The following is an 18,387-nucleotide window of genomic DNA, read 5'->3' as shown; positions in this document are numbered from 1 at the left end:
CGATGGGCTGCGCAGCAGCCCCCGACGGCGGTCCTGCGGACCGCTTCGCAGCTTCGTACCTCAGCAGCGGCTACGGGCATGGGGTTACAGGCTCGGCAGCAACTTGGCCGGCAGCAGCTCGTTCAGGCAGCGGGACGCCAGCAACTCGCTCGCAGCGTTGATGTCCGGGGCGAAGAAGCGGTCCTTCTCGTAGTACGGCACTTTGCTGCGCAGGGTAGCGCGGGCCTTTTCCAGCTTGGTCGAAGTCTTCAGGCCGTCGCGCAGGTCCAGGCCCTGGCAGGCCGCCAGCCATTCCACGGCGAGGATGCCACGGGTGTTTTCGGCCATTTCCCACAGGCGCTTGCCAGCGGCGGGCGCCATGGACACATGGTCTTCCTGGTTGGCGGAAGTCGGCAGGCTATCCACCGAGTGCGGGTGGGCCAGCGCCTTGTTTTCGCTGGCCAGTGCCGCGGCCGTCACCTGGGCGATCATGAAGCCGGAGTTGACCCCGCCATTGGCCACCAGGAACGGCGGCAGCTGGGACATGTGCTTGTCCATCATCAGCGAGATGCGGCGCTCGCTCAGGGAGCCGATTTCCGCGATCCCCAGGGCGATATTGTCGGCAGCCATGGCCACCGGTTCGGCGTGGAAGTTACCGCCGGAGATCACATCGCCCTCGGCGGCAAACACCAGCGGGTTGTCCGACACGGCGTTGGCTTCGACCACCAGCACCTCGGCCGCCTGGCGGAATTGGGTCAGGCAGGCGCCCATGACCTGTGGCTGGCAGCGCAGGGAGTACGGGTCCTGCACCTTGTCGCAGTTCTGGTGCGACTTGGAGACTTCACTGCTGTCGCCCAGCAGGTCGCGGTAAGCCGCGGCGGTGTCGATCTGGCCTTTCTGGCCACGGGCGGCATGAATCCGCGCATCGAACGGCGAACGCGAGCCCAGCACCGCCTCGACAGTCAGGCCGCCACAGGCCAGGGCGCCGGCGAACAGGTCTTCGCCCTCGAACAGGCCGCGCAGGGCAAAAGCGGTGGAAACCTGGGTGCCGTTGAGCAGCGCCAGGCCTTCCTTGGCCGCCAGGGTCAGCGGCTTGAGACCGGCCACGCTCAGGGCTTCGGTGGCGTTCAGCCATTGGCCTTTGTAACGGGCCTTGCCTTCACCCAGCAGCACCAGGGACATATGGGCCAGCGGCGCGAGGTCGCCGGAAGCGCCCACCGAGCCCTTGAGCGGGATATGCGGATAGACCTCGGCGTTGATCAGGGTGATCAGCGCGTCGATCACCTGGCGGCGGATACCGGAGAAACCACGGCTCAGACTGTTGACCTTGAGCACCATGATCAGGCGCACCAGGGCGTCGTCGATCGGCACGCCGACACCGGCAGCATGGGACAGCACCAGGGAGCGCTGGAGGTTTTCCAGGTCTGCGCTGGCGATGCGGGTCGAGGCCAGCAGGCCGAAACCGGTGTTGATGCCATAGGCGGTGCGGTTCTCGGCGAGGATCTGCTCGACACAGGCGACGCTGGCGTCGATCTGCGCCGTGGCGCTGTTGTCGAGGCTGAGGGTTACCGGCTGTTGGTAGACGGCTCGCAGTTGAGCCAGGGTCAGTTGGCCGGGAATCAGATTTAGCGCAGTCACATTTATGCTCCTTTTGAGAGTTTGTTATTAACTACCAGTCGCTCCGGAAGCTTCCGTTGTCCGTCGCAGCCCGCCGTTTGTGAGCGAGTGGCGCCTTGGCACGCTGGTTTTTCGTGGAAACCGTTGTCTTGGAAAATCCTGTTCTTGCAGGGCGCGGCTCAGTGCACGCCCGGTAAAACCTCCTGCAGCAAGGCCGGAGCCTTGAGCAGCGCCGCCGCGCTGGCGATGTCCGGGGCCAGCCAGCGATCCTGGTCATAGGCCGGAACCCGCTGGCGCAGCAGCTTCCAGGCCGCATCGGTGCCGGCGCCGAAACGCTGCTCCTTGAGAAACTCGAAGGCCTGGGCCGCCAGCAGGTATTCGATGGCGAGGACCTGGGTGCAGTTTTCCAGCGCTCGGGAAAGCTTCAGCGCGGCGTTGGTGCCCAGGCTCAGGTGGTCTTCCTGCAGGCCGGAGGTGACGTAGTTGTCGAGCACCGCCGGTTGCGCCAGCTGGCGGTTTTCCGCGCACAGCGAGGCAGCGACGTACTGGACGATCATCATTCCGGAGTTGACCCCGGGGTTGCTCACCAGGAACGCCGGCAAACCGCTGACATGGGGGTTGATCAAACGATCCAGGCGCCGCTCGGCGATCGAGCCGATCTCGGCCATGGCGATCGCCAGCAAGTCCGCCGCCAATGCCACCGACTGGCCGTGGGGGTTGGCCTGGGACATCACCCGGTAGTTGTCCGGAGTGCCCAGCACCATCGGGTTATCGGTGACAGAGTTAAGCTCGGTTTCGACCTGCTGCGTCGCGTGCGCCAACTGATCACGGGCGGCGCCGTGAACCTGCGGGATGGAACGGATGCTCAGGGCATCCTGGGTGCGGATGCCTTTGCTGGTAGCAATCACTTCGCTGCCGTCGAGCAAGGCGCGCAGGTTGATGCCGACCTGCTGCATGCCCGGGTGCGGCTTGAGCGCGATGATCTCGGCATCGAACGCGGCGATCTGCCCGCGCTGGGCCTCGAAGCTCATGGCGCCGATCACGTCGGCCCACTGCAGCAGGCGTGTGGCATCGGCCAGGGCCAGGCAGCTCAGGCCGGTCATGCACGGCGTGCCGTTGACCAGGCACAGACCGTCCTTGGCCCCCAGTTGCACCGGCTTCAGGCCTTCCGCCGCCAGCGCCTGCTCGGCCGATACGACCTGCCCGCGATAGCTGACCTGGCCGACACCGAGCAAGGCGATGCTGATATGGGCCATGTGGGTCAGGTAACCCACCGAGCCCTGGGACGGCACCTGCGGGGTAATACCGCGATTGAGCAGGGCCAGCAGCGCCTCGACCACCCGACGATGCAGGCCGGACTTGCCGTGGCTGTAGTTGACGACAGCCGCGCAGATGATCGCCCGGGTCTGCTCGTCGGCCAGCGGCGCGCCCACGCCACAGGCATGGCTGAGTAAGGTGTTGCGCGACAGCTGGCTGAGCTGTTCGTCCTGCAGCGAAACGTTGCACAGCGCGCCAAGACCGGTATTGATGCCATAGGCGCGTTCGCCGCTGACGACGATGCGCTGGACGATGGCCTGGGCATTCTCGATACGCGCCCAGGCCTGGGCCGACAGCTCGAGCTGCGCGCCATGCCGGGCTACGGCGACCACATCCTGCCAACGCAACGGGGCGTCGGCGATAACGATTTTTTCAGCCTGCGACATCTTCGACCTCACGGGTACAACCTGAACATTGATGCAGCTTTACCGCCGCCTTCGCGGGCAAGCCTCGCTCCTACAGAGAAGAGGCCCGCCCCAAGCCTTTAAACCACCGCCGCGCGCCGCTGCACGAAGCGGTCGACGTACTCGTCCGCCGGCGAATGCAGGATCTCTTTCGGCGTGCCGACCTGGATCAACCGGCCGTCCTTGAGGATCGCGATGCGGTTGCCGATGCGCACGGCCTCGTCGAGGTCGTGGGTAATGAAAACGATGGTTTTGTGCAGGGTCTTTTGCAGCTCCAGCAACTGGTCCTGCATCTCGGCGCGGATCAGCGGGTCGAGGGCACTGAAGGCCTCGTCCATCAGGATGATGTCGGTGTCCGCCGCCAGGGCGCGGGCCAGGCCGACGCGCTGGCGCATGCCACCGGACAGCTGGTGCGGGTACTTGGCCTCGTAGCCCTTGAGCCCCACGGTGTTGATCCAGTGCTGCGCGCGTTCGGCGCAGACTTCCTTGCTCTCGCCGCGTACCTTGAGGCCATAGGCGGTGTTTTCCAGCACGGTCTTGTGCGGCAGCAGGCCGAAGCTCTGGAACACCATGCTGATCTTGTGCCGACGAAATTCGCGCAGGGCTTCCATGTCGTATTGCAGGATGTCCACGCCGTCCACCAGGATCGCGCCGCTGGTCGGGTCGATCAGGCGGTTGAAGTGGCGCACCAAGGTGGACTTGCCGGAGCCGGACAAGCCCATGATCACGAAGATCTCGCCGGTGCCGATGCTCAGCGACAGGTCATTGACCCCGACCACGCAGCCGGTCTCGGCCAGCACCTGGTCCTTGGTCTTGTTCTGGCGAATCATGTTCAGTGCGTCGGCCGAACGGTTGCCGAAAATCTTGAAGACGTTTTTGACTTCGATCTTGCTTACGGTTGCGTTGTTCATTTGCTCACCTCATGGCGTGGACGACCATAGGCTTGGGTAATACGGTCGATGACCACGGCCAGAATCACGATCGCCAGGCCGGCTTCCAGGCCACGGCCGACGTTGAGGGTCTGGATCCCCACCAGCACGTCTTCGCCCAGGCCACGGGCACCGATCATCGAAGCGATCACCACCATCGACAGGGCCATCATGGTGGTCTGGTTGATCCCGGCCATGATGCTCGGCAGGGCCAGCGGCAGTTGCACGCCGAACAGTTGCTGCCAGCGGTTGGCGCCGAAGGCGTTGATCGCTTCCATGACCTCGCCGTCTACCTGGCGAATACCCAGGTCGGTCAGGCGGATCAGCGGCGGCGCGGCGTAGATCACGGTGGCGAAGATCGCCGGCACCTTGCCCAGGCCGAACAGCATCAGCACCGGGATCAGGTACACGAAGCTCGGCATGGTCTGCATGATGTCCAAGAGCGGCATCAGCACCGAACGCAGGCGATTGCTGCGCGCCGAGAGGATGCCCAGGGGAATGCCGATCAGCACCGAAATGAAGGTCGCCACCAGCATCAGCGCCAGGGTCTGCATCAGCTTGTCCCACAGGCCGACCGCACCCACCAGGAACAGCAGGCCGACGATCACCGCGGTGGTCGCCAGCTTGCGGGTCGAATGCCAGGCGATGCCGCCGACGATCGCCAGCATCAGCCACCAGGGCGCCAGGCGCAGCAGGCCTTCGAGGTTGACGATGGCCCACAGCAGGGTGTCGGAGATGTGGCGGAACACATCGCCGTAGTTGGTCACCAGCGAATCGACCCAACCGTTGACCCAGTCGGCGATGGAAAAGGTGAAGCTTTCAGGAAACATAAAGAGACTCTCGATCAAGTGGGTTGTGGTGAAGCTCCCGGCTACCGCTCAGGCAGCCGGGAAGGCTCTACCTACAAGGCCGCGTCGATTTTCTTGGCTGCGTCGTCGCTCACCCATGCGTGCCAGACTTCAGGATGTTCCTTGAGAAAGATTTTCGCCAGTTTCGGCGACTCGATACGTTCCTTCGCCATGCGGCCCAGGTTCTGGTTCAGCAGGTCGATCGGCAGGTTGACCTTTTCCAGCACGGCCACCAGCTCAGGCGCTTCCTCGTGGAAGGTCTTGGACAGGCCGACCTTGATGGTCACGCTCTTGTCCACGCCCGGTTTTTCTTCCAGCTTCACCAGGTCGACCTGGCCCATCAGCGGGGTTGGCGACCAGTAGTAGAACAGGATCGGTTCGCCACGCTTGTAGCTCGACAGCACCGCGGCATCCAGCGCCGGGCCGGTGCCTGGGCGGAAGTTGGTGTAGCTGCTTTCCAGGCCGTAGCTTTTCAGCATCTCGCTGTTGTCCAGCTCGCAGGTCCAGCCGGCCGGGCAGTTGTAGAAACGGCCTTTGCTCGGTTCTTCCGGGTCCTTGAATACGCTGGCGTACTTGCCCAGGTCGGCGATGTTCTTCAGGTCCGGGGCCTTGGCTTCCAGCTTGCGCTTGGCATCGCCCTCGATCACGTAGCGCGGCACGTACCAGCCTTCGATGGCGCCCACCACCGGAGCGCCGACGCCGACCACCTTGCCGGCCTTCTCGGCCTTGTTCCAGACCTCGCTGCGGCCGACCCACTCCTCGGCGAAAACCTGGATGTCATTGCTGCTCAGGGCGTTCTCCATGGTGATGGAGTTGCCTGGCAGGCTGTCGGTCTTGCAGCCGTAGCCCTTCTCCAGGACCACTTGCAGCACGTCGGTCAGCAACATGCCGCTTTCCCAGTTCAGGCCGGCGAATTTCACCGGTTTGCCGGACTCGCACCAGCCGGCCGCCTGGGTAGCGCCGGCGCTGGCCAACAGGCCCATGGAAAGCAAAGTGGTCAGCAGGGTCTTATTCATTTTCATTGTGTGACGCTCCCAATCATTGAAATGGATTACGGCAGTTAAGAGGCATCCAGCCCGTCCACGTCCAATCAGGTCTAGACCGCAGTAGCGCGGCCTGCCCCACTCAGCTTTTGTTCTGTGATCGAGTCCTGCTCTACCGGCAGGATCAGGCGATCGGGTACAGCGCCATGCCATTTCTTCGCGCAGACGTAATACAGCGCCGCGGGAACCACCAGGCCGACGATCCAGGAGATATCCACACCACCCAGGGCTTCCACCAGCGGGCCGGTGTAGAACTTGGTGCCGATGAACGGCAGCTGCACCAGCACACCGATCACATAGACGCTGATCCCGAGGATGTTCCAGCGGCCGTAGCGGCCGTTCGGATCGGCCAGCGCCGGCACGTCATAGTTCTCGCGGGTGATGCAGTAGTAGTCCACCAGGTTGACCGCGCTCCACGGGGTGAAGAAGGCCAGCAGGAAGAGGATGAAAGACTTGAACGCACCGAGGAACGAGTGCTGGCCGAGCAAGGCGATCAGGGTCGCGGTGCCGACGATGACCAGCACGAACACCAGGCGCTGCAAGCGCGTCACTTCCAGGTGGCCACGGAAGCCACTGATGATGGTGGCGATGCACATGAAGCTACCGTAGGAGTTCAGCGTCGAGATGGTGATCTTGCCGAAGGCGATGCTGAAGTACAGCAGCGCCGCGGTGGCACCGCTGCCGCCCAGGCCGACGATGTAGGCCACTTCGTGGCCGGCGAACTGCCCGTCGGCCATGGCCGCGGCGAACACGCCGAGCATCATCGCCACCTGCGCGCCGATCACCGAGCCTGCGCCAGCGGCGAGGAAGGTTTTCACCGAGGAAGTCTTGCTCGGCAGGTAGCGCGAATAGTCAGCCACGTAGGGGCCGAAAGCGATCTGCCAGGACGCGGCGAGCGACACCGCGAGCAGGAAGCTGCTCCAGCTGAAGTGGCGGATTTCCAGGAGTGCGCCGATGTCGGTCTGGCTCATCAGGCGACTGAACAGGTAAACGAAGGCGATCACGCCAATGACGCTGGCGGCGCGACCGATGAAATGGATCACCCGGTAGCCGAGCACCGTGACCAGCACGATGACGCTGGCGAAGATCAGGATGCCGACGCTGTCGCTGACCCCGAACAGCTGGCCCAGCGCCTGGCCGGAAAGCACGGTACCGGTGGCGGTGAAGCCCAGGTACATCAGGCAGACCAGGACGATCGGAATGGCCGCGCCATAGACGCCGAACTGGACCCGGCTGGAGATCATCTGCGGCAGGCCGAGCTTGGGCCCTTGTGCCGCGTGCAACGCCATCACGCCGCCGCCCAGCAGTTGACCGATAAGCAGGCCGATCAGCGACCAGAACACATCACCGCCCAGCACCACCGCCAGAGCGCCAGTGACGATGGCGGTGATCTGCAGGTTAGCCCCCAACCACAGGGTGAACTGGCTGTAGAGTTTGCCGTGGCGTTCGGTTTCGGGGATGTAGTTGATCGACCGCCGTTCGATCAGGGGTTTGGAGCTATCGCTGGCCGTGGACATCGTTATTGTTCTCCCGGGAGATTCTTGTCATGTCAAAGCTCTGCTACATGGACCGAGCCGCCGCATGACAGCGTGCGACGGCTCCTTCCCTGATCCTGGCGGCAAACCGCCGGGAGCTTACTTGCCAGTAATCATCGGCAGGTTCAGGCCCTGTTCCTTGGCGCAGTCGATGGCGATCTGGTAACCGGCATCGGCGTGACGCATGACACCGGTACCCGGGTCGTTATGCAGCACACGGGCGATACGCTCGGCCGCTTCGTCGGTACCGTCGCAGACGATCACCATCCCGGAGTGCTGGGAGAAGCCCATGCCGACGCCGCCGCCGTGGTGCAGGGAAACCCAGGTCGCGCCGCTGGCGGTGTTCAGCAGGGCGTTGAGCAGTGGCCAGTCGGACACGGCGTCGGAACCGTCCTGCATCGATTCGGTTTCGCGGTTCGGGCTGGATACCGAGCCGGAGTCCAGGTGGTCGCGACCGATGACGATCGGCGCCGACAGCTCGCCGCTGCGCACCATTTCGTTGAACGCCAGGCCGAGTTTGGCGCGCAGGCCCAGGCCAACCCAGCAGATACGCGCCGGCAGGCCCTGGAAGCTGATGCGCTCGCGCGCCATGTCCAGCCAGTTGTGCAGGTGAGCGTCGTCCGGGATCAGTTCCTTGACCTTGGCGTCGGTCTTGTAGATGTCCTGCGGATCGCCCGACAGCGCGGCCCAGCGGAACGGACCGATACCGCGGCAGAACAGCGGACGGATATAGGCCGGTACGAAGCCTGGGAAGTCGAATGCGTTCTCGACGCCTTCTTCCTGGGCCATCTGACGGATGTTGTTGCCGTAGTCGAAGGTCGGGATGCCCTGCTTCTGGAAGTCGAGCATGGCCTTGACGTGCACGGCCATCGATTGCTTGGCCGCCTTGACCACCGCCGCCGGCTCGGTCTTGGCGCGCTCGCGGTACTGCTCCCAGGTCCAGCCGGCCGGCAGGTAGCCGTTGAGCGGGTCGTGGGCGCTGGTCTGGTCGGTGACCATGTCCGGACGCACGCCGCGACGGACCATTTCCGGGAGGATTTCAGCCGCGTTGCCGCACAGGGCGATGGAGATCGCCTTGCCTTCGGCGGTGTACTTGGCGATACGCGCCAGGGCGTCGTCCAGGTCTTTGGCCTGCTCGTCGACATAACGAGTCTTGAGGCGGAAATCGATGCTGGTCTGCTGGCATTCGATGTTCAGCGAGCAGGCACCGGCCAGGGTCGCGGCCAGCGGCTGGGCGCCACCCATGCCACCGAGGCCGGCGGTCAGGACCCAGCGGCCCTTGAGGTTGTCGTTGTAGTGCTGGCGACCGGCTTCGACGAAGGTTTCGTAGGTGCCCTGGACGATGCCCTGGCTGCCGATGTAGATCCAGCTGCCGGCGGTCATCTGGCCGTACATGGCCAGGCCCTTGGCATCCAGTTCGTTGAAGTGTTCCCAGGTGGCCCAGTGCGGTACCAGGTTGGAGTTGGCAATCAGCACGCGCGGTGCGTTGCTGTGGGTCTTGAACACGCCGACCGGCTTGCCGGATTGCACCAGCAGGGTCTCGTCGTCATTCAGGTTGGTCAGGCTCTCGACGATCTTGTCGTAGCACTCCCAGTTGCGCGCGGCGCGGCCGATGCCACCGTAAACCACCAGCTCTTTCGGGTTCTCGGCGACTTCCGGATCGAGGTTGTTCATCAGCATGCGCAGCGGTGCTTCTGTCAGCCAGCTCTTGGCGGTCAGCTTGTTGCCGCGGGCAGCGCGAATTTCGACGTTCCGGTATTTCGTAGGTTTATTCTCAGTCACGAAAAAACTCCTCAGCGATCAATCCAAACCAACCCAGGCAGTGGGCGAGCGTGCCTGCGCGCAGTGCGCTGCGCAGCAAGCGAATCAGGGGGGACGTGGCGACTTATACGCATACGTCTTTACTTGTACATACAAGCATATGCAATCAAGCGGCCAACTCGCTGAATGAGCCTTCAAGAAAATCTTGGGAACAGTGGAGAGGCCCTTGGATCAAGGGTTTCAGCGTCGATTATTTTTTCGGGGAGGATGAGACAAGAGGAGGTCGCAGCTGTTACTTCGACATGGCCTTGCGCCATGCTGGGGCGTTCGGTAACAAATTGGTGCGCGAGGGAAACAACATCAGGGAGGGAGAGAAACAGGGGGTGGCTTTGTAGCCGCTGCCGAAGGCCGCAATAAGGCTCGAAGCGCCTTCCGGGCCCCGCAAGAGCGCGTCTGCTTCGGAGCCGACGCAGCCTGCGGCAGCGGCTACAGGTCAGATGGCAGTCAGCTCGATCACGCAGCAGGCGCCGCTGACGCTGACTTCCCGCAAACCGGGGTTATCGAGCAGTTGCAGACAGTCGTGGCGCTCCAGCAAAGCGGCGACACCGCCACCCAGGTCGGCGCGCATTTCATCGGCCACGCTGAACACCAGCACCGTACTGGCCTGGGTGAAGAAGCGCTGTCCACCCTGCAGCCATTGCAAGCGGGCGCTGTAGCGGTCCGGCGCGTAGATCAGGTTGAAGTCGCGAATCGGCCCGTCGATCAGGGTGCACGCGACCTGGCTGGCGCCACTGAAGGCAAAGGGGTCCAGCGGTAACAGCGCCCGGGTGTCCTCGCCATCCACGGCCAGAGTCATGCCCGCGCCTTGCAGCACGGTGATGATGCGTTGGTAGCCGGCGAAACTGGAGAAGCCGCCGGACTCACCGATATCGGCGATCGACAGCCGCCAGCCGAAACCCTCCAGGCCGACGCCGGCGTCCCGGGTGATCTCTTCGGTGCTGCCGCCGCCGTTTTTCCACGGCATGCGCGGGTAGTTGGCCGCGCGCAAAACGTTCAACTGAGTCATTGATGCCCCTTACTTATGAAACCGCCCTTCCAGGCTGTGACGAGAACCTGGGTGGATCAGGCGCGCGGCGGTCACCGGCTGGCGGCCGGACCAGGTCCGGCGGCGAATCAGCAGGCACGGCTCGCCGCGCTCGATCTGCAGCAACTTGCATTCTTCCGGCTCGGCCAGAATCGCCTCGACCACATGCTCGCCCTCGGTCAGCGGCGCGACCTGGTTCAGGTAGGCGTATGGGGTCTGCAGGGTAAAATCCTGCTTGAGGTAATCCGGCGCCACCAGCGCGTTGACGAAACGGTCCTCGATCTGCACCGGGATATCGTTCTCGAAATGCACGATCAGCGAGTGGAAGACCCTCTGCCCTTCGCGCATGTCCAGGGCCACGGCGCGCTCGGAACCGGCCGCCTCTTCACCCAGGGTGATGACTTTGCAGGTATGGCGATGACCGCGCGAGGCGATCTCGTCGGCGATGTTGTGCACCTCGAACAAGGCCGACTGGCTCTTGGGTTCGGCGACGAAAGTCCCCACGCCCTGCATGCGCACCAGCATGCCTTCGGCGGTCATCTCGCGCAGGGCGCGGTTGATGGTCATGCGGCTGAAGCCCAGCTGGCTGACCAGCTCGCTTTCCGAGGGCACACGGTAGTGCGGCGGCCAGTTTCCGCTCTCGATCTGCTGAGTGATCATCTGCTTGACGCGGGCGTACAGGGGCGCCGGACTATCGCCCAGATGGGCGGCCAGCGGGGAGTTGGCGGGCGGAGTCGGCACGGGAAATCCTTGTTTGTCGAAGAAGGTGACTAGCTTGCCGGAGTTTACCGAGCAGGCAAACGTCTGTATATGTATATACAAATAACACACGACGGGGTGCTTGAACCATGTCCGCCTTCTTTGCCGAACGCGCACTGCTGCCTAATGGATGGGCCAACAACGTACGTCTCGAGGTCAGCGCCGACGGCCTGCTGACCCACATCCAGGCCGATGCCAGCGCAGAAGGCGCCGAACGGCTACAGGGCCCGCTGTTGCCGGGCATGCCCAACCTGCACTCCCACGCTTTCCAGCGGGCGATGGCCGGGCTGGCGGAAGTGGCCGGCAACCCCAACGACAGCTTCTGGACCTGGCGTGACCTGATGTATCGCCTGGTGGGCAAGATCAGCCCGGACCAGTTGGGCATCATCGCCCGTCAGCTGTACATCGAAATGCTCAAGGCCGGTTACACCTCGGTCGCCGAATTCCATTACGTGCATCACGACACCAGCGGCCAACCCTACGCCGACCCGGCCGAGCTGTCGCTGCGTATCAGCCAGGCCGCCAGCGCCGCCGGCATCGGCCTGACCCTGCTGCCGGTGCTGTACAGCCACTCAGGCTTCGGCGGCCAGGCGCCCAATGAAGGCCAGCGCCGCTTCATCAACAGCACGGAAAACTACCTCAAGCTGCAAAGCCGCCTGCAACCGCTGCTGGCTCGGCAACCGGCCCAGCAGCTGGGGCTGTGCTTTCACTCGCTGCGCGCGGTCACCCCGCAGCAGATCAGCGAGGTGCTGGCCGCCAGCGACAAGCAGTGCCCGGTGCATATCCACATCGCCGAGCAACAGAAGGAAGTCGACGACTGCCTGACCTGGAGCGGGCGTCGGCCGCTGCAATGGCTGTATGAAAACACCGAGGTCGATCAGCGCTGGTGCCTGGTCCACGCCACCCACGCCAATGCCGAAGAAGTCAGCCTCATGGCGCAAAGCCGGGCGATCGCCGGCCTGTGCCTGACCACCGAAGCCAACCTCGGCGACGGGATTTTCCCGGCGGTAGATTTCCTCGCCCAGGGCGGCCGCATAGGCATCGGTTCCGACAGCCATGTGTCGTTGAGCGTGGTGGAAGAATTGCGCTGGGCGGAATATGGCCAGCGTCTGCGCGATCAACGCCGCAACCGCCTGTATCGCAACGACCAGCCGATGGTTGGCCGGACCCTGTACGACGCCGCGCTGGACGGCGGTGCCCAGGCCCTGGGGCAGCCGATCGGCGCCCTGGAAGTGGGCAAGCGCGCCGACTGGCTGGTGCTCGACGGCAACGATCCTTACCTGGCCACCGCCGAGGGCGACGGCATCCTCAACCGCTGGCTGTTCGCTGGCGGCGATCGTCAGGTGCGCGATGTGCTGGTCAACGGACAGTGGGTCGTGCGCGACGGACGTCACGCAGGCGAGGAAGAAAGCAATCGGGCCTTTACCCAGGTGCTGCGCGACTTGCTCGGCTAAAGCCCGTCACTGTGGGAGCCAGCGTGCTGGCTCCCCCATGGATTCACTTCGAGGTCTTGGCCATCGCCTTGTCCGACACGCGCCAGATCAGACGGGTGGTGTCATATCCTTGCTGACGCGCCCTGCTCAGCAGGTCCTCGCGAACCGCCTCGCTGACATTCGGCCGACGCGACAACAGCCACAGGTATCGACGATCCGGGTTGCCGACAATGGCGGTCTTGTAGTCGTCGCTCACGTACAGCACCCAGTAGTCGCCCTTGGCCAGGCCCGGTATCAACCGGGAAAACCAGGTATCGAACTCGACCCACAGCTTGTCGGTTTTATCCGGCGCCTGCGGCGTTGCCGTGCCCCGCACTTCTTCCCATTGCCAGTTGGCGGTCAGGCAGCGGTTGAGTACCGCCATATTGCCTTCGGGCAGCAGGGTGTAGCGGGCTTCGGATTGCGCGCAATTGCGCTGGAAATACATCGGCAAACGCGCCAACTCGTACCAGGTCCCTTGGTAACGCTTGAGATCGACGTGATTAACGGTCTTGGGCGCCAGTGAATCGTCCCGGGAAGTGGCGCAGCCGGCCAACAACAGGCCGGCCAGAAGAGTGACTACCAAACGCATCATTATTTTTCTCCCGTGGGCACGTGGCCCCGGTTTTTTTACTTCAGGCCTTGCCCGGAAAACATCAGCACTTTGTCACCGGCGTACTGCACGCTGATAAAGCTGTTCTTGTCGCCCCAGGTGCAGCTGGACATGCCCAGCGCGCCGGAACAGTCGGTCGGTTTGCCCAGCAGTTTTTCAACTTCGGCCTTGGGCATGCCGGCCGACAGCTTGGAATAGTTTTCCTGATTGATCTTGCCGCACGCAGCCAACAGCACGCAGAACGACAACAGAGCGAGAGAACGCAGGGACATGGTGAAACTCCTGGGCGGACGGGAGGATGGCATGCTGCCAACCAGAAGCTTAGAAGAGAAAAGCCCCATCTGGTTCCCCATCCAGATGGCTATTTATTGTGACGCAGCGCCCAGCATTTCCTCCCGAATCAACCACTTTGCAGCGGCCAAGGACATTTCGTCGGACAGGCTTCAGCGCCCCTCATCTTTACTGATGGCCAGTCGACATAAAAGCAGCGCAAAAGCTGCCGTTATGGCAAATTGACGCCCCCTCGCTGACCACCCTCTCGCGGTAGTTCACTTAATGACCAGAAACATGAAATTCAGCCATAAGATCCTGCTTGCCGCCGCTCTTGTGGTCGCCGTTGCGTTCGCCTGTTTTATCCTGTTCAACGACTATCGACAGCGCGAGGCCCTGCGCAGCAGCAACGAATCCTCCATGCAGGAACTCGGCAGCCTGACCAGCAGCAACATCCAGACCTGGCTGGAAAGCCGCATCCAGTTGCTGCACACCCTGGCCCAGCAGATCGCCGTGGACGGCAACGGCGCCGACGGCCTGAAACGCAGCGTCGGCCTCCCCGCCTACGCCAGCAACTTCCAGCTCAGCTACTTCGGCGGCCAGGACGGCGCGATGTTCTCGGTTCCGGCGGGCAACCGCGCGCCCGACTACGACCCGCGCGCCCGCGGCTGGTACAAGGCGGCCAACTCGGCCCAGCAGACCATCGTCACCGAACCCTACATCGCCGCCTCTTCTGGCAAGCTGGTGATCACCGTCGCCACCCCGGTCCAGCATCAGGGCAGCTTCATCGGCGTCGCCGGGGCCGACATCGACCTGTCCAACGTCAGCGCCATCATCAACTCGCTGAACTTCGGCGGCCATGGCCAGGCGTTCATCGTCAGCGCCGCCGGCAAGATCCTGATCCACCCGGACAGCAAGCTGGTGCTCAAGAACCTCAGCGACGCCTACCCCAATGGCGCCCCGCAGGTCAGCCCGGGCCTGAAGGAAGTCGAGCTGGACGGCAAGACCCAGTTCATCTCCTTCACCCGCGTCAACGGCGTACCCTCGGCGGACTGGTACGTGGCGCTGGTGCTGGACAAGGACACCGCGTTCTCGATGCTCAGCGAATTCCGCACCTCGGCGTTCATCGCCATGCTGATCGCCGTGGTGATCATCATCAGCCTGCTGGGCATGCTGATCCGCGTGCTGATGCAACCGCTGCACCTGATGGGCCGCGCCATGCACGACATCGCCGAGGGCGAAGGCGACCTGACCAAGCGCCTGACCATCCATGGCCACGACGAATTCGGCACCCTGGGCGCGTCGTTCAACCGCTTCGTCGAACGGGTTCACGGTTCGATCCGCGAAGTCGCTTCGGCCACCGGCCAGGTCAACGAGGTTGCCCTGCGGGTGGTCAGTGCCTCGAACTCATCGATGTTCAACTCCGACCAGCAGGCCTCGCGCACCAGCAGCGTCGCCGCGGCGATCAACCAGCTCGGCGCCGCCGCCCAGGAAATCGCCCAGAACGCCGCCCTGGCGTCGCAGCACTCCAGCGATGCGCGCAACCTGGCCAGCGAAGGCCAGGCCGTGGTAGACCAGACCATCGCCGCCATGCAGCAGCTGTCGGCGAAGATCAGCGACTCCTGCGGCAATATCGAAACCCTGAACAGCAACACGGTGAATATCGGGCAGATCCTCGAAGTCATCACCAGCATCTCCCAACAGACCAACCTGCTGGCCCTCAACGCCGCCATCGAAGCCGCCCGCGCCGGTGAGGCCGGCCGTGGTTTCGCGGTGGTCGCCGATGAGGTGCGCAACCTCGCCCACCGCACCCAGGACTCGGCGCAGCAAGTGCAGAAGATGATCGAGGAACTGCAGGTCGGCGCCCGCCAGGCGGTGAACACCATGACCGAAAGCCAGCGCGAGAGCGAAAGCAGCGTCGGCATCGCCAACCAGGCCGGTCAGCGCCTGGGCAGCGTGACCCAGCGCATCGGCGAGATCGACGGCATGAACCAGTCCGTGGCCACCGCCACCGAGGAACAGACCGCCGTGGTCGAGTCGATCAACGTCGACATCACCGAGATCAACACCCTCAACCAGGAAGGCGTGGAAAACCTGCAGGCGACCCTGCGCGCCTGCGCCGACCTGGAGCAGCAAGCGGCGCGGTTGACGCATCTGGTGGGCAGTTTCCGGATTTAACGATCGGCAACACTCAACTCGTCTGGGACGACGCACACAGGACTGAATAAAGACTAAACTCAGTCCTGCTTCCCCAGACGAGATGCTCCCATGAAGCTTTCTTCTCAGATCAAACCGATCAGTTACCTGAAAAGCCACACCGCCGAGATCGTCAAGACCATCACCGAAAGCCGCGAGCCCATGGTCATTACCCAGAATGGCGAGGCGAAACTGGTGGTCATGGATGTGAAAAGCTTCGAGCAGCAGGAAGAAACCATGGCGCTGCTGAAGATCCTCGCCCTCGGTAATCGCGAGATCGATGAAGGCCAATTCCGCGATGCGGAGGATGTGTTCGCCGACCTGGACCAGGCCGACCAGCCGTGACGTTCAAGGTAGTGCTTCTGCATTCGGCGGAAACCGACCTCATCGAGTTGCGTACCTACCTCACCCAGCGGTTCTCCACCGCCACCTGGCAAAGCAGCTACAGCAGCCTGAAACAGGCCATTCGCCAACTGGCCACCCTGCCCTACGCCGGGGTGATTCCCGAAGAACTCGAACAACTGCATATCGGCCACTACCGCCAGATACTCTCGGGGATGAATCGAATCATCTATGAAGTGCGGGACGCTACCGTCTACATCCATGTCATCGCCGACACCCGCCGGGACCTGCAAAGCTTGCTGATGAAGCGGTTGCTGCGCGCCAGGCGCTGAGTATTCATGGGTCTTGAAGCCCTATCGCGGGCAATCGAGCGTCGACCGGCCGCTCCTACAGAAGAACCTAAGCGTCTGTAGGAGCGAGCGGGCGGCGATCCGACTTGCCCGCGATAGCTTTTGATGCCGCTCAGCAGATTTAGAAGCTGGAACCCGGCTCGCGCAGGAATGCCAGTTCCTCCGGCGTCGACTCACGCCCGAGAATCCGGTTGCGATGGGGGAAGCGCCCGAAGCGGGCGATGATTTTCTGATGCCGTTCGGCGTAATCCAGCTGGTCGGCGAACACCGGTCGATCTTCCGGCGGCTGTTCGTCCTGCAACGCGGCGAACCTGGAGATCGCTTCGTTCTGCACTGCCAGATTCTCGCAATGCTCGAACACCAGATAGATGAAGCTGCGCTGCATCGCGGGCAGTTGCCGGTCGAAATCCGCGGCGATGCCCTGGGCCACCAATGCTTGGGCACGCAAGTCGCCGGCAAAGCTCTTGGGGGTTTCGCGATACAACATGCGTGGCAGTTGGTCGAGCAGCAGCACCAGGGCCAGCCAACCCTGCGGGCGTTGCGCCCACTCGGTCAATCCGCCGGCCAAGGCCTGTTCCACCAGATCCCCGAAACGCTCGCGCGCTTCGAGGTCCTGGCTGTCGCGCTTGCCAAACCACAGCCCGCCCTTTTCAGCTTTGATGTCCGCAGGTTTCTCGGCAGAGCCGAACCACCAGTCGAGCAGGGGCTGCCAGGGCGCGGCCATGATTTATTCCTTGTGGTAGGAGGTGACGCGGGCGACTTCTTCCTTCGAGCCGAGGAACACCGCTACGCGCTGGTGCAGGCCTTCAGGCTGGATGTCGAGAATGCGCTGGTGACCGTTGGTGGCTGCGCCGCCCGCCTGCTCCACCAGGAACGACATCGGGTTGGCTTCGTACATCAGGCGCAGCTTGCCTGGTTTCTCCGGCTCGCGGCTGTCGCGCGGGTACATGAACAGACCGCCACGGGTCAGGATGCGGTGTACGTCGGCGACCATCGCGGCCACCCAGCGCATGTTGAAGTTCTTCTTCAGCGGGCCTTCCTCGCCTGCCATCAACTCGCTCACGTAGCGCTTGACCGGTTCTTCCCAGTGGCGCTGGTTGGACATGTTGATGGCGAATTCCTGGGTGGACGCAGGAATGGAAATGTCTTCATGGGTCAGCACGAAACTGCCCATTTCACGGTCCAGGGTAAAGCCCTTGACGCCGTCGCCCAGGGTCAGCACCAGCATGGTCTGCGGGCCGTAGATGGCATAACCGGCGGCTACCTGCTGGGTGCCTGGTTGCAGGAAGGCCTTTTCGTTCAGGGCTTCGTTCTGGCTCAGGTATTCGTTCGGGCAACGCAGCACGGAGAAGATGGTACCGACCGGCGCGTTGATATCGATGTTCGACGAACCGTCCAGTGGGTCGAACACCAGCAGGTAGGCGCCTTTCGGGTATTTGCCCGGGATCTGGTAGGCATTGTCCATTTCCTCGGACGCCATGCCGGCCAGGTGGCCGCCCCATTCGTTGGCTTCGAGCAGGATCTCGTTGGAGAGCACGTCGAGCTTCTTCTGCACTTCGCCTTGGACGTTTTCAGTGCCCATGCTACCCAGAACACCGCCCAGGGCGCCTTTGGACACGGCGTGGCTGATCTCCTTGCAGGCACGCGCCACCACTTCGATCAGGAAGCGCAGATCGGCAGGAGTGTTGTTGCTGCGGGTCTGCTCAATCAAATAGCGACTCAGGGTAACGCGGGACATGGAAGGCTCCGGAGGAATGGGGGGCTAAAAAACCCGCGCAGTTTAGCGCGAGTCGGGGTGCATTTCCTCCTATGAGACGAGATCCGCCATAGAGAGTTCATGCGTGGGGTTGAGCGTAGCCCGAAATCCG

18 protein-coding genes and 1 pseudogene are annotated in these 18,387 nt (G+C 63.2%); 6 read left to right on the top strand and 13 right to left on the bottom strand.

The window, feature by feature from the left end:
* Nucleotides 1–84: 84 nt before the first annotated feature.
* The 9 genes from hutH (C4K38_RS02120) to hutC all read right to left on the bottom strand — a co-directional run bounded on the left by hutH (C4K38_RS02120) (nucleotide 85) and on the right by hutC (nucleotide 11,177).
* Complete coding sequence (hutH, locus tag C4K38_RS02120; RefSeq protein WP_053277088.1) at nucleotides 85–1,617, bottom strand: histidine ammonia-lyase; 1,533 nt, start codon at nucleotides 1,615–1,617, stop codon at nucleotides 85–87.
* A gap of 158 nt (nucleotides 1,618–1,775) precedes the next feature.
* Nucleotides 1,776–3,299 (bottom strand): histidine ammonia-lyase, encoded by a 1,524-nt coding sequence (gene hutH / locus C4K38_RS02115; RefSeq protein WP_053277087.1) that lies wholly within the window; start codon nucleotides 3,297–3,299, stop codon nucleotides 1,776–1,778.
* A 98-nt stretch (nucleotides 3,300–3,397) separates the two neighbouring features.
* Nucleotides 3,398–4,228 (bottom strand): quaternary amine ABC transporter ATP-binding protein, encoded by an 831-nt coding sequence (locus C4K38_RS02110; RefSeq protein WP_053277086.1) that lies wholly within the window; start codon nucleotides 4,226–4,228, stop codon nucleotides 3,398–3,400.
* Complete coding sequence (locus C4K38_RS02105; protein WP_053277085.1) at nucleotides 4,225–5,076, bottom strand: ABC transporter permease; 852 nt, start codon at nucleotides 5,074–5,076, stop codon at nucleotides 4,225–4,227. The genes C4K38_RS02110 and C4K38_RS02105 overlap by 4 nt, the downstream gene beginning before the upstream one ends.
* 71 nt (nucleotides 5,077–5,147) lie before the next feature.
* Complete coding sequence (locus C4K38_RS02100) at nucleotides 5,148–6,116, bottom strand: ABC transporter substrate-binding protein (RefSeq protein ID WP_007925914.1); 969 nt, start codon at nucleotides 6,114–6,116, stop codon at nucleotides 5,148–5,150.
* 74 nt (nucleotides 6,117–6,190) lie between these two features.
* Entirely contained in the window at nucleotides 6,191–7,654 is a 1,464-nt protein-coding gene (locus tag C4K38_RS02095) for a purine-cytosine permease family protein (protein ID WP_053277084.1), read from the bottom strand.
* A gap of 117 nt (nucleotides 7,655–7,771) precedes the next feature.
* Complete coding sequence (gene hutU / locus C4K38_RS02090; protein WP_009046561.1) at nucleotides 7,772–9,454, bottom strand: urocanate hydratase; 1,683 nt, start codon at nucleotides 9,452–9,454, stop codon at nucleotides 7,772–7,774.
* Between the two features lie 472 nt (nucleotides 9,455–9,926).
* Nucleotides 9,927–10,499, bottom strand: coding sequence for a HutD/Ves family protein (locus C4K38_RS02085; protein ID WP_053277083.1), 573 nt, complete (start codon nucleotides 10,497–10,499; stop codon nucleotides 9,927–9,929).
* Between the two features lie 9 nt (nucleotides 10,500–10,508).
* The gene (gene hutC / locus C4K38_RS02080; protein WP_231103210.1) at nucleotides 10,509–11,177 is read right to left on the bottom strand and encodes a histidine utilization transcriptional repressor HutC; all 669 of its coding nucleotides are present in this window, start codon (nucleotides 11,175–11,177) and stop codon (nucleotides 10,509–10,511) included.
* Nucleotides 11,178–11,365: 188 nt separating this feature from the next.
* Between hutC and C4K38_RS02075 the strand changes: the two genes are divergently transcribed.
* Nucleotides 11,366–12,730 carry a formimidoylglutamate deiminase gene (locus tag C4K38_RS02075; RefSeq protein WP_053277081.1) on the top strand — a complete coding sequence of 455 codons (1,365 nt, stop codon included), beginning with the start codon at nucleotides 11,366–11,368 and terminating at the stop codon, nucleotides 12,728–12,730.
* A 43-nt stretch (nucleotides 12,731–12,773) separates the two neighbouring features.
* Here the strand turns inward: C4K38_RS02075 and C4K38_RS02070 are convergent, their stop codons facing one another.
* Nucleotides 12,774–13,343 carry a lipocalin family protein gene (locus tag C4K38_RS02070; RefSeq protein ID WP_053277080.1) on the bottom strand — a complete coding sequence of 190 codons (570 nt, stop codon included), beginning with the start codon at nucleotides 13,341–13,343 and terminating at the stop codon, nucleotides 12,774–12,776.
* Nucleotides 13,344–13,378: 35 nt separating this feature from the next.
* Nucleotides 13,379–13,633, bottom strand: a complete 255-nt coding sequence (locus tag C4K38_RS02065; RefSeq protein ID WP_007925924.1) for a hypothetical protein — start codon at nucleotides 13,631–13,633, stop codon at nucleotides 13,379–13,381.
* On the opposite strand from C4K38_RS02065, the gene C4K38_RS02060 reads away from it, so the two are divergent.
* From C4K38_RS02060 to C4K38_RS02045, 5 genes and pseudogenes are all read left to right on the top strand, one after another.
* A complete protein-coding gene (locus C4K38_RS02060) occupies nucleotides 13,632–13,877 on the top strand; it encodes a hypothetical protein (RefSeq protein ID WP_124345255.1) in 246 nt (81 codons plus the stop codon). The two genes, C4K38_RS02065 and C4K38_RS02060, sit on opposite strands and share 2 nt — an antisense overlap.
* A gap of 39 nt (nucleotides 13,878–13,916) precedes the next feature.
* Nucleotides 13,917–14,903: pseudogene (locus C4K38_RS32795) on the top strand (cache domain-containing protein); the annotation flags it as partial.
* Between the two features lie 141 nt (nucleotides 14,904–15,044).
* Nucleotides 15,045–15,809, top strand: a complete 765-nt coding sequence (locus C4K38_RS32790; protein ID WP_371356867.1) for a methyl-accepting chemotaxis protein — start codon at nucleotides 15,045–15,047, stop codon at nucleotides 15,807–15,809.
* Between the two features lie 90 nt (nucleotides 15,810–15,899).
* On the top strand, nucleotides 15,900–16,172 hold the full coding sequence (locus tag C4K38_RS02050) for a type II toxin-antitoxin system Phd/YefM family antitoxin (protein ID WP_009046555.1): 273 nt from the start codon (nucleotides 15,900–15,902) through the stop codon (nucleotides 16,170–16,172).
* On the top strand, nucleotides 16,169–16,501 hold the full coding sequence (locus tag C4K38_RS02045; RefSeq protein WP_053277078.1) for a type II toxin-antitoxin system RelE/ParE family toxin: 333 nt from the start codon (nucleotides 16,169–16,171) through the stop codon (nucleotides 16,499–16,501). Before C4K38_RS02050 ends, C4K38_RS02045 begins: the two co-directional genes overlap by 4 nt.
* Nucleotides 16,502–16,640: 139 nt before the next feature.
* Here C4K38_RS02045 and C4K38_RS02040 read toward each other — a convergent pair whose 3' ends face one another.
* Nucleotides 16,641–17,243: a DUF924 family protein gene (locus C4K38_RS02040; RefSeq protein WP_053277077.1), complete on the bottom strand. Its 603-nt coding sequence runs from the start codon at nucleotides 17,241–17,243 to the stop codon at nucleotides 16,641–16,643.
* Nucleotides 17,244–17,246: 3 nt separating this feature from the next.
* Nucleotides 17,247–18,257 carry a class 1 fructose-bisphosphatase gene (locus tag C4K38_RS02035; protein ID WP_053277076.1) on the bottom strand — a complete coding sequence of 337 codons (1,011 nt, stop codon included), beginning with the start codon at nucleotides 18,255–18,257 and terminating at the stop codon, nucleotides 17,247–17,249.
* Between the last annotated feature and the right edge of the window lie 130 nt (nucleotides 18,258–18,387).

Origin of the sequence: Pseudomonas chlororaphis subsp. piscium, assembly GCF_003850345.1 — a bacterium.
Lineage (GTDB): Bacteria > Pseudomonadota > Gammaproteobacteria > Pseudomonadales > Pseudomonadaceae > Aquipseudomonas > Aquipseudomonas piscium.
Note: the sequence above shows the minus strand (reverse complement) of the source record. Positions and strands in the feature narration are given on the sequence as shown.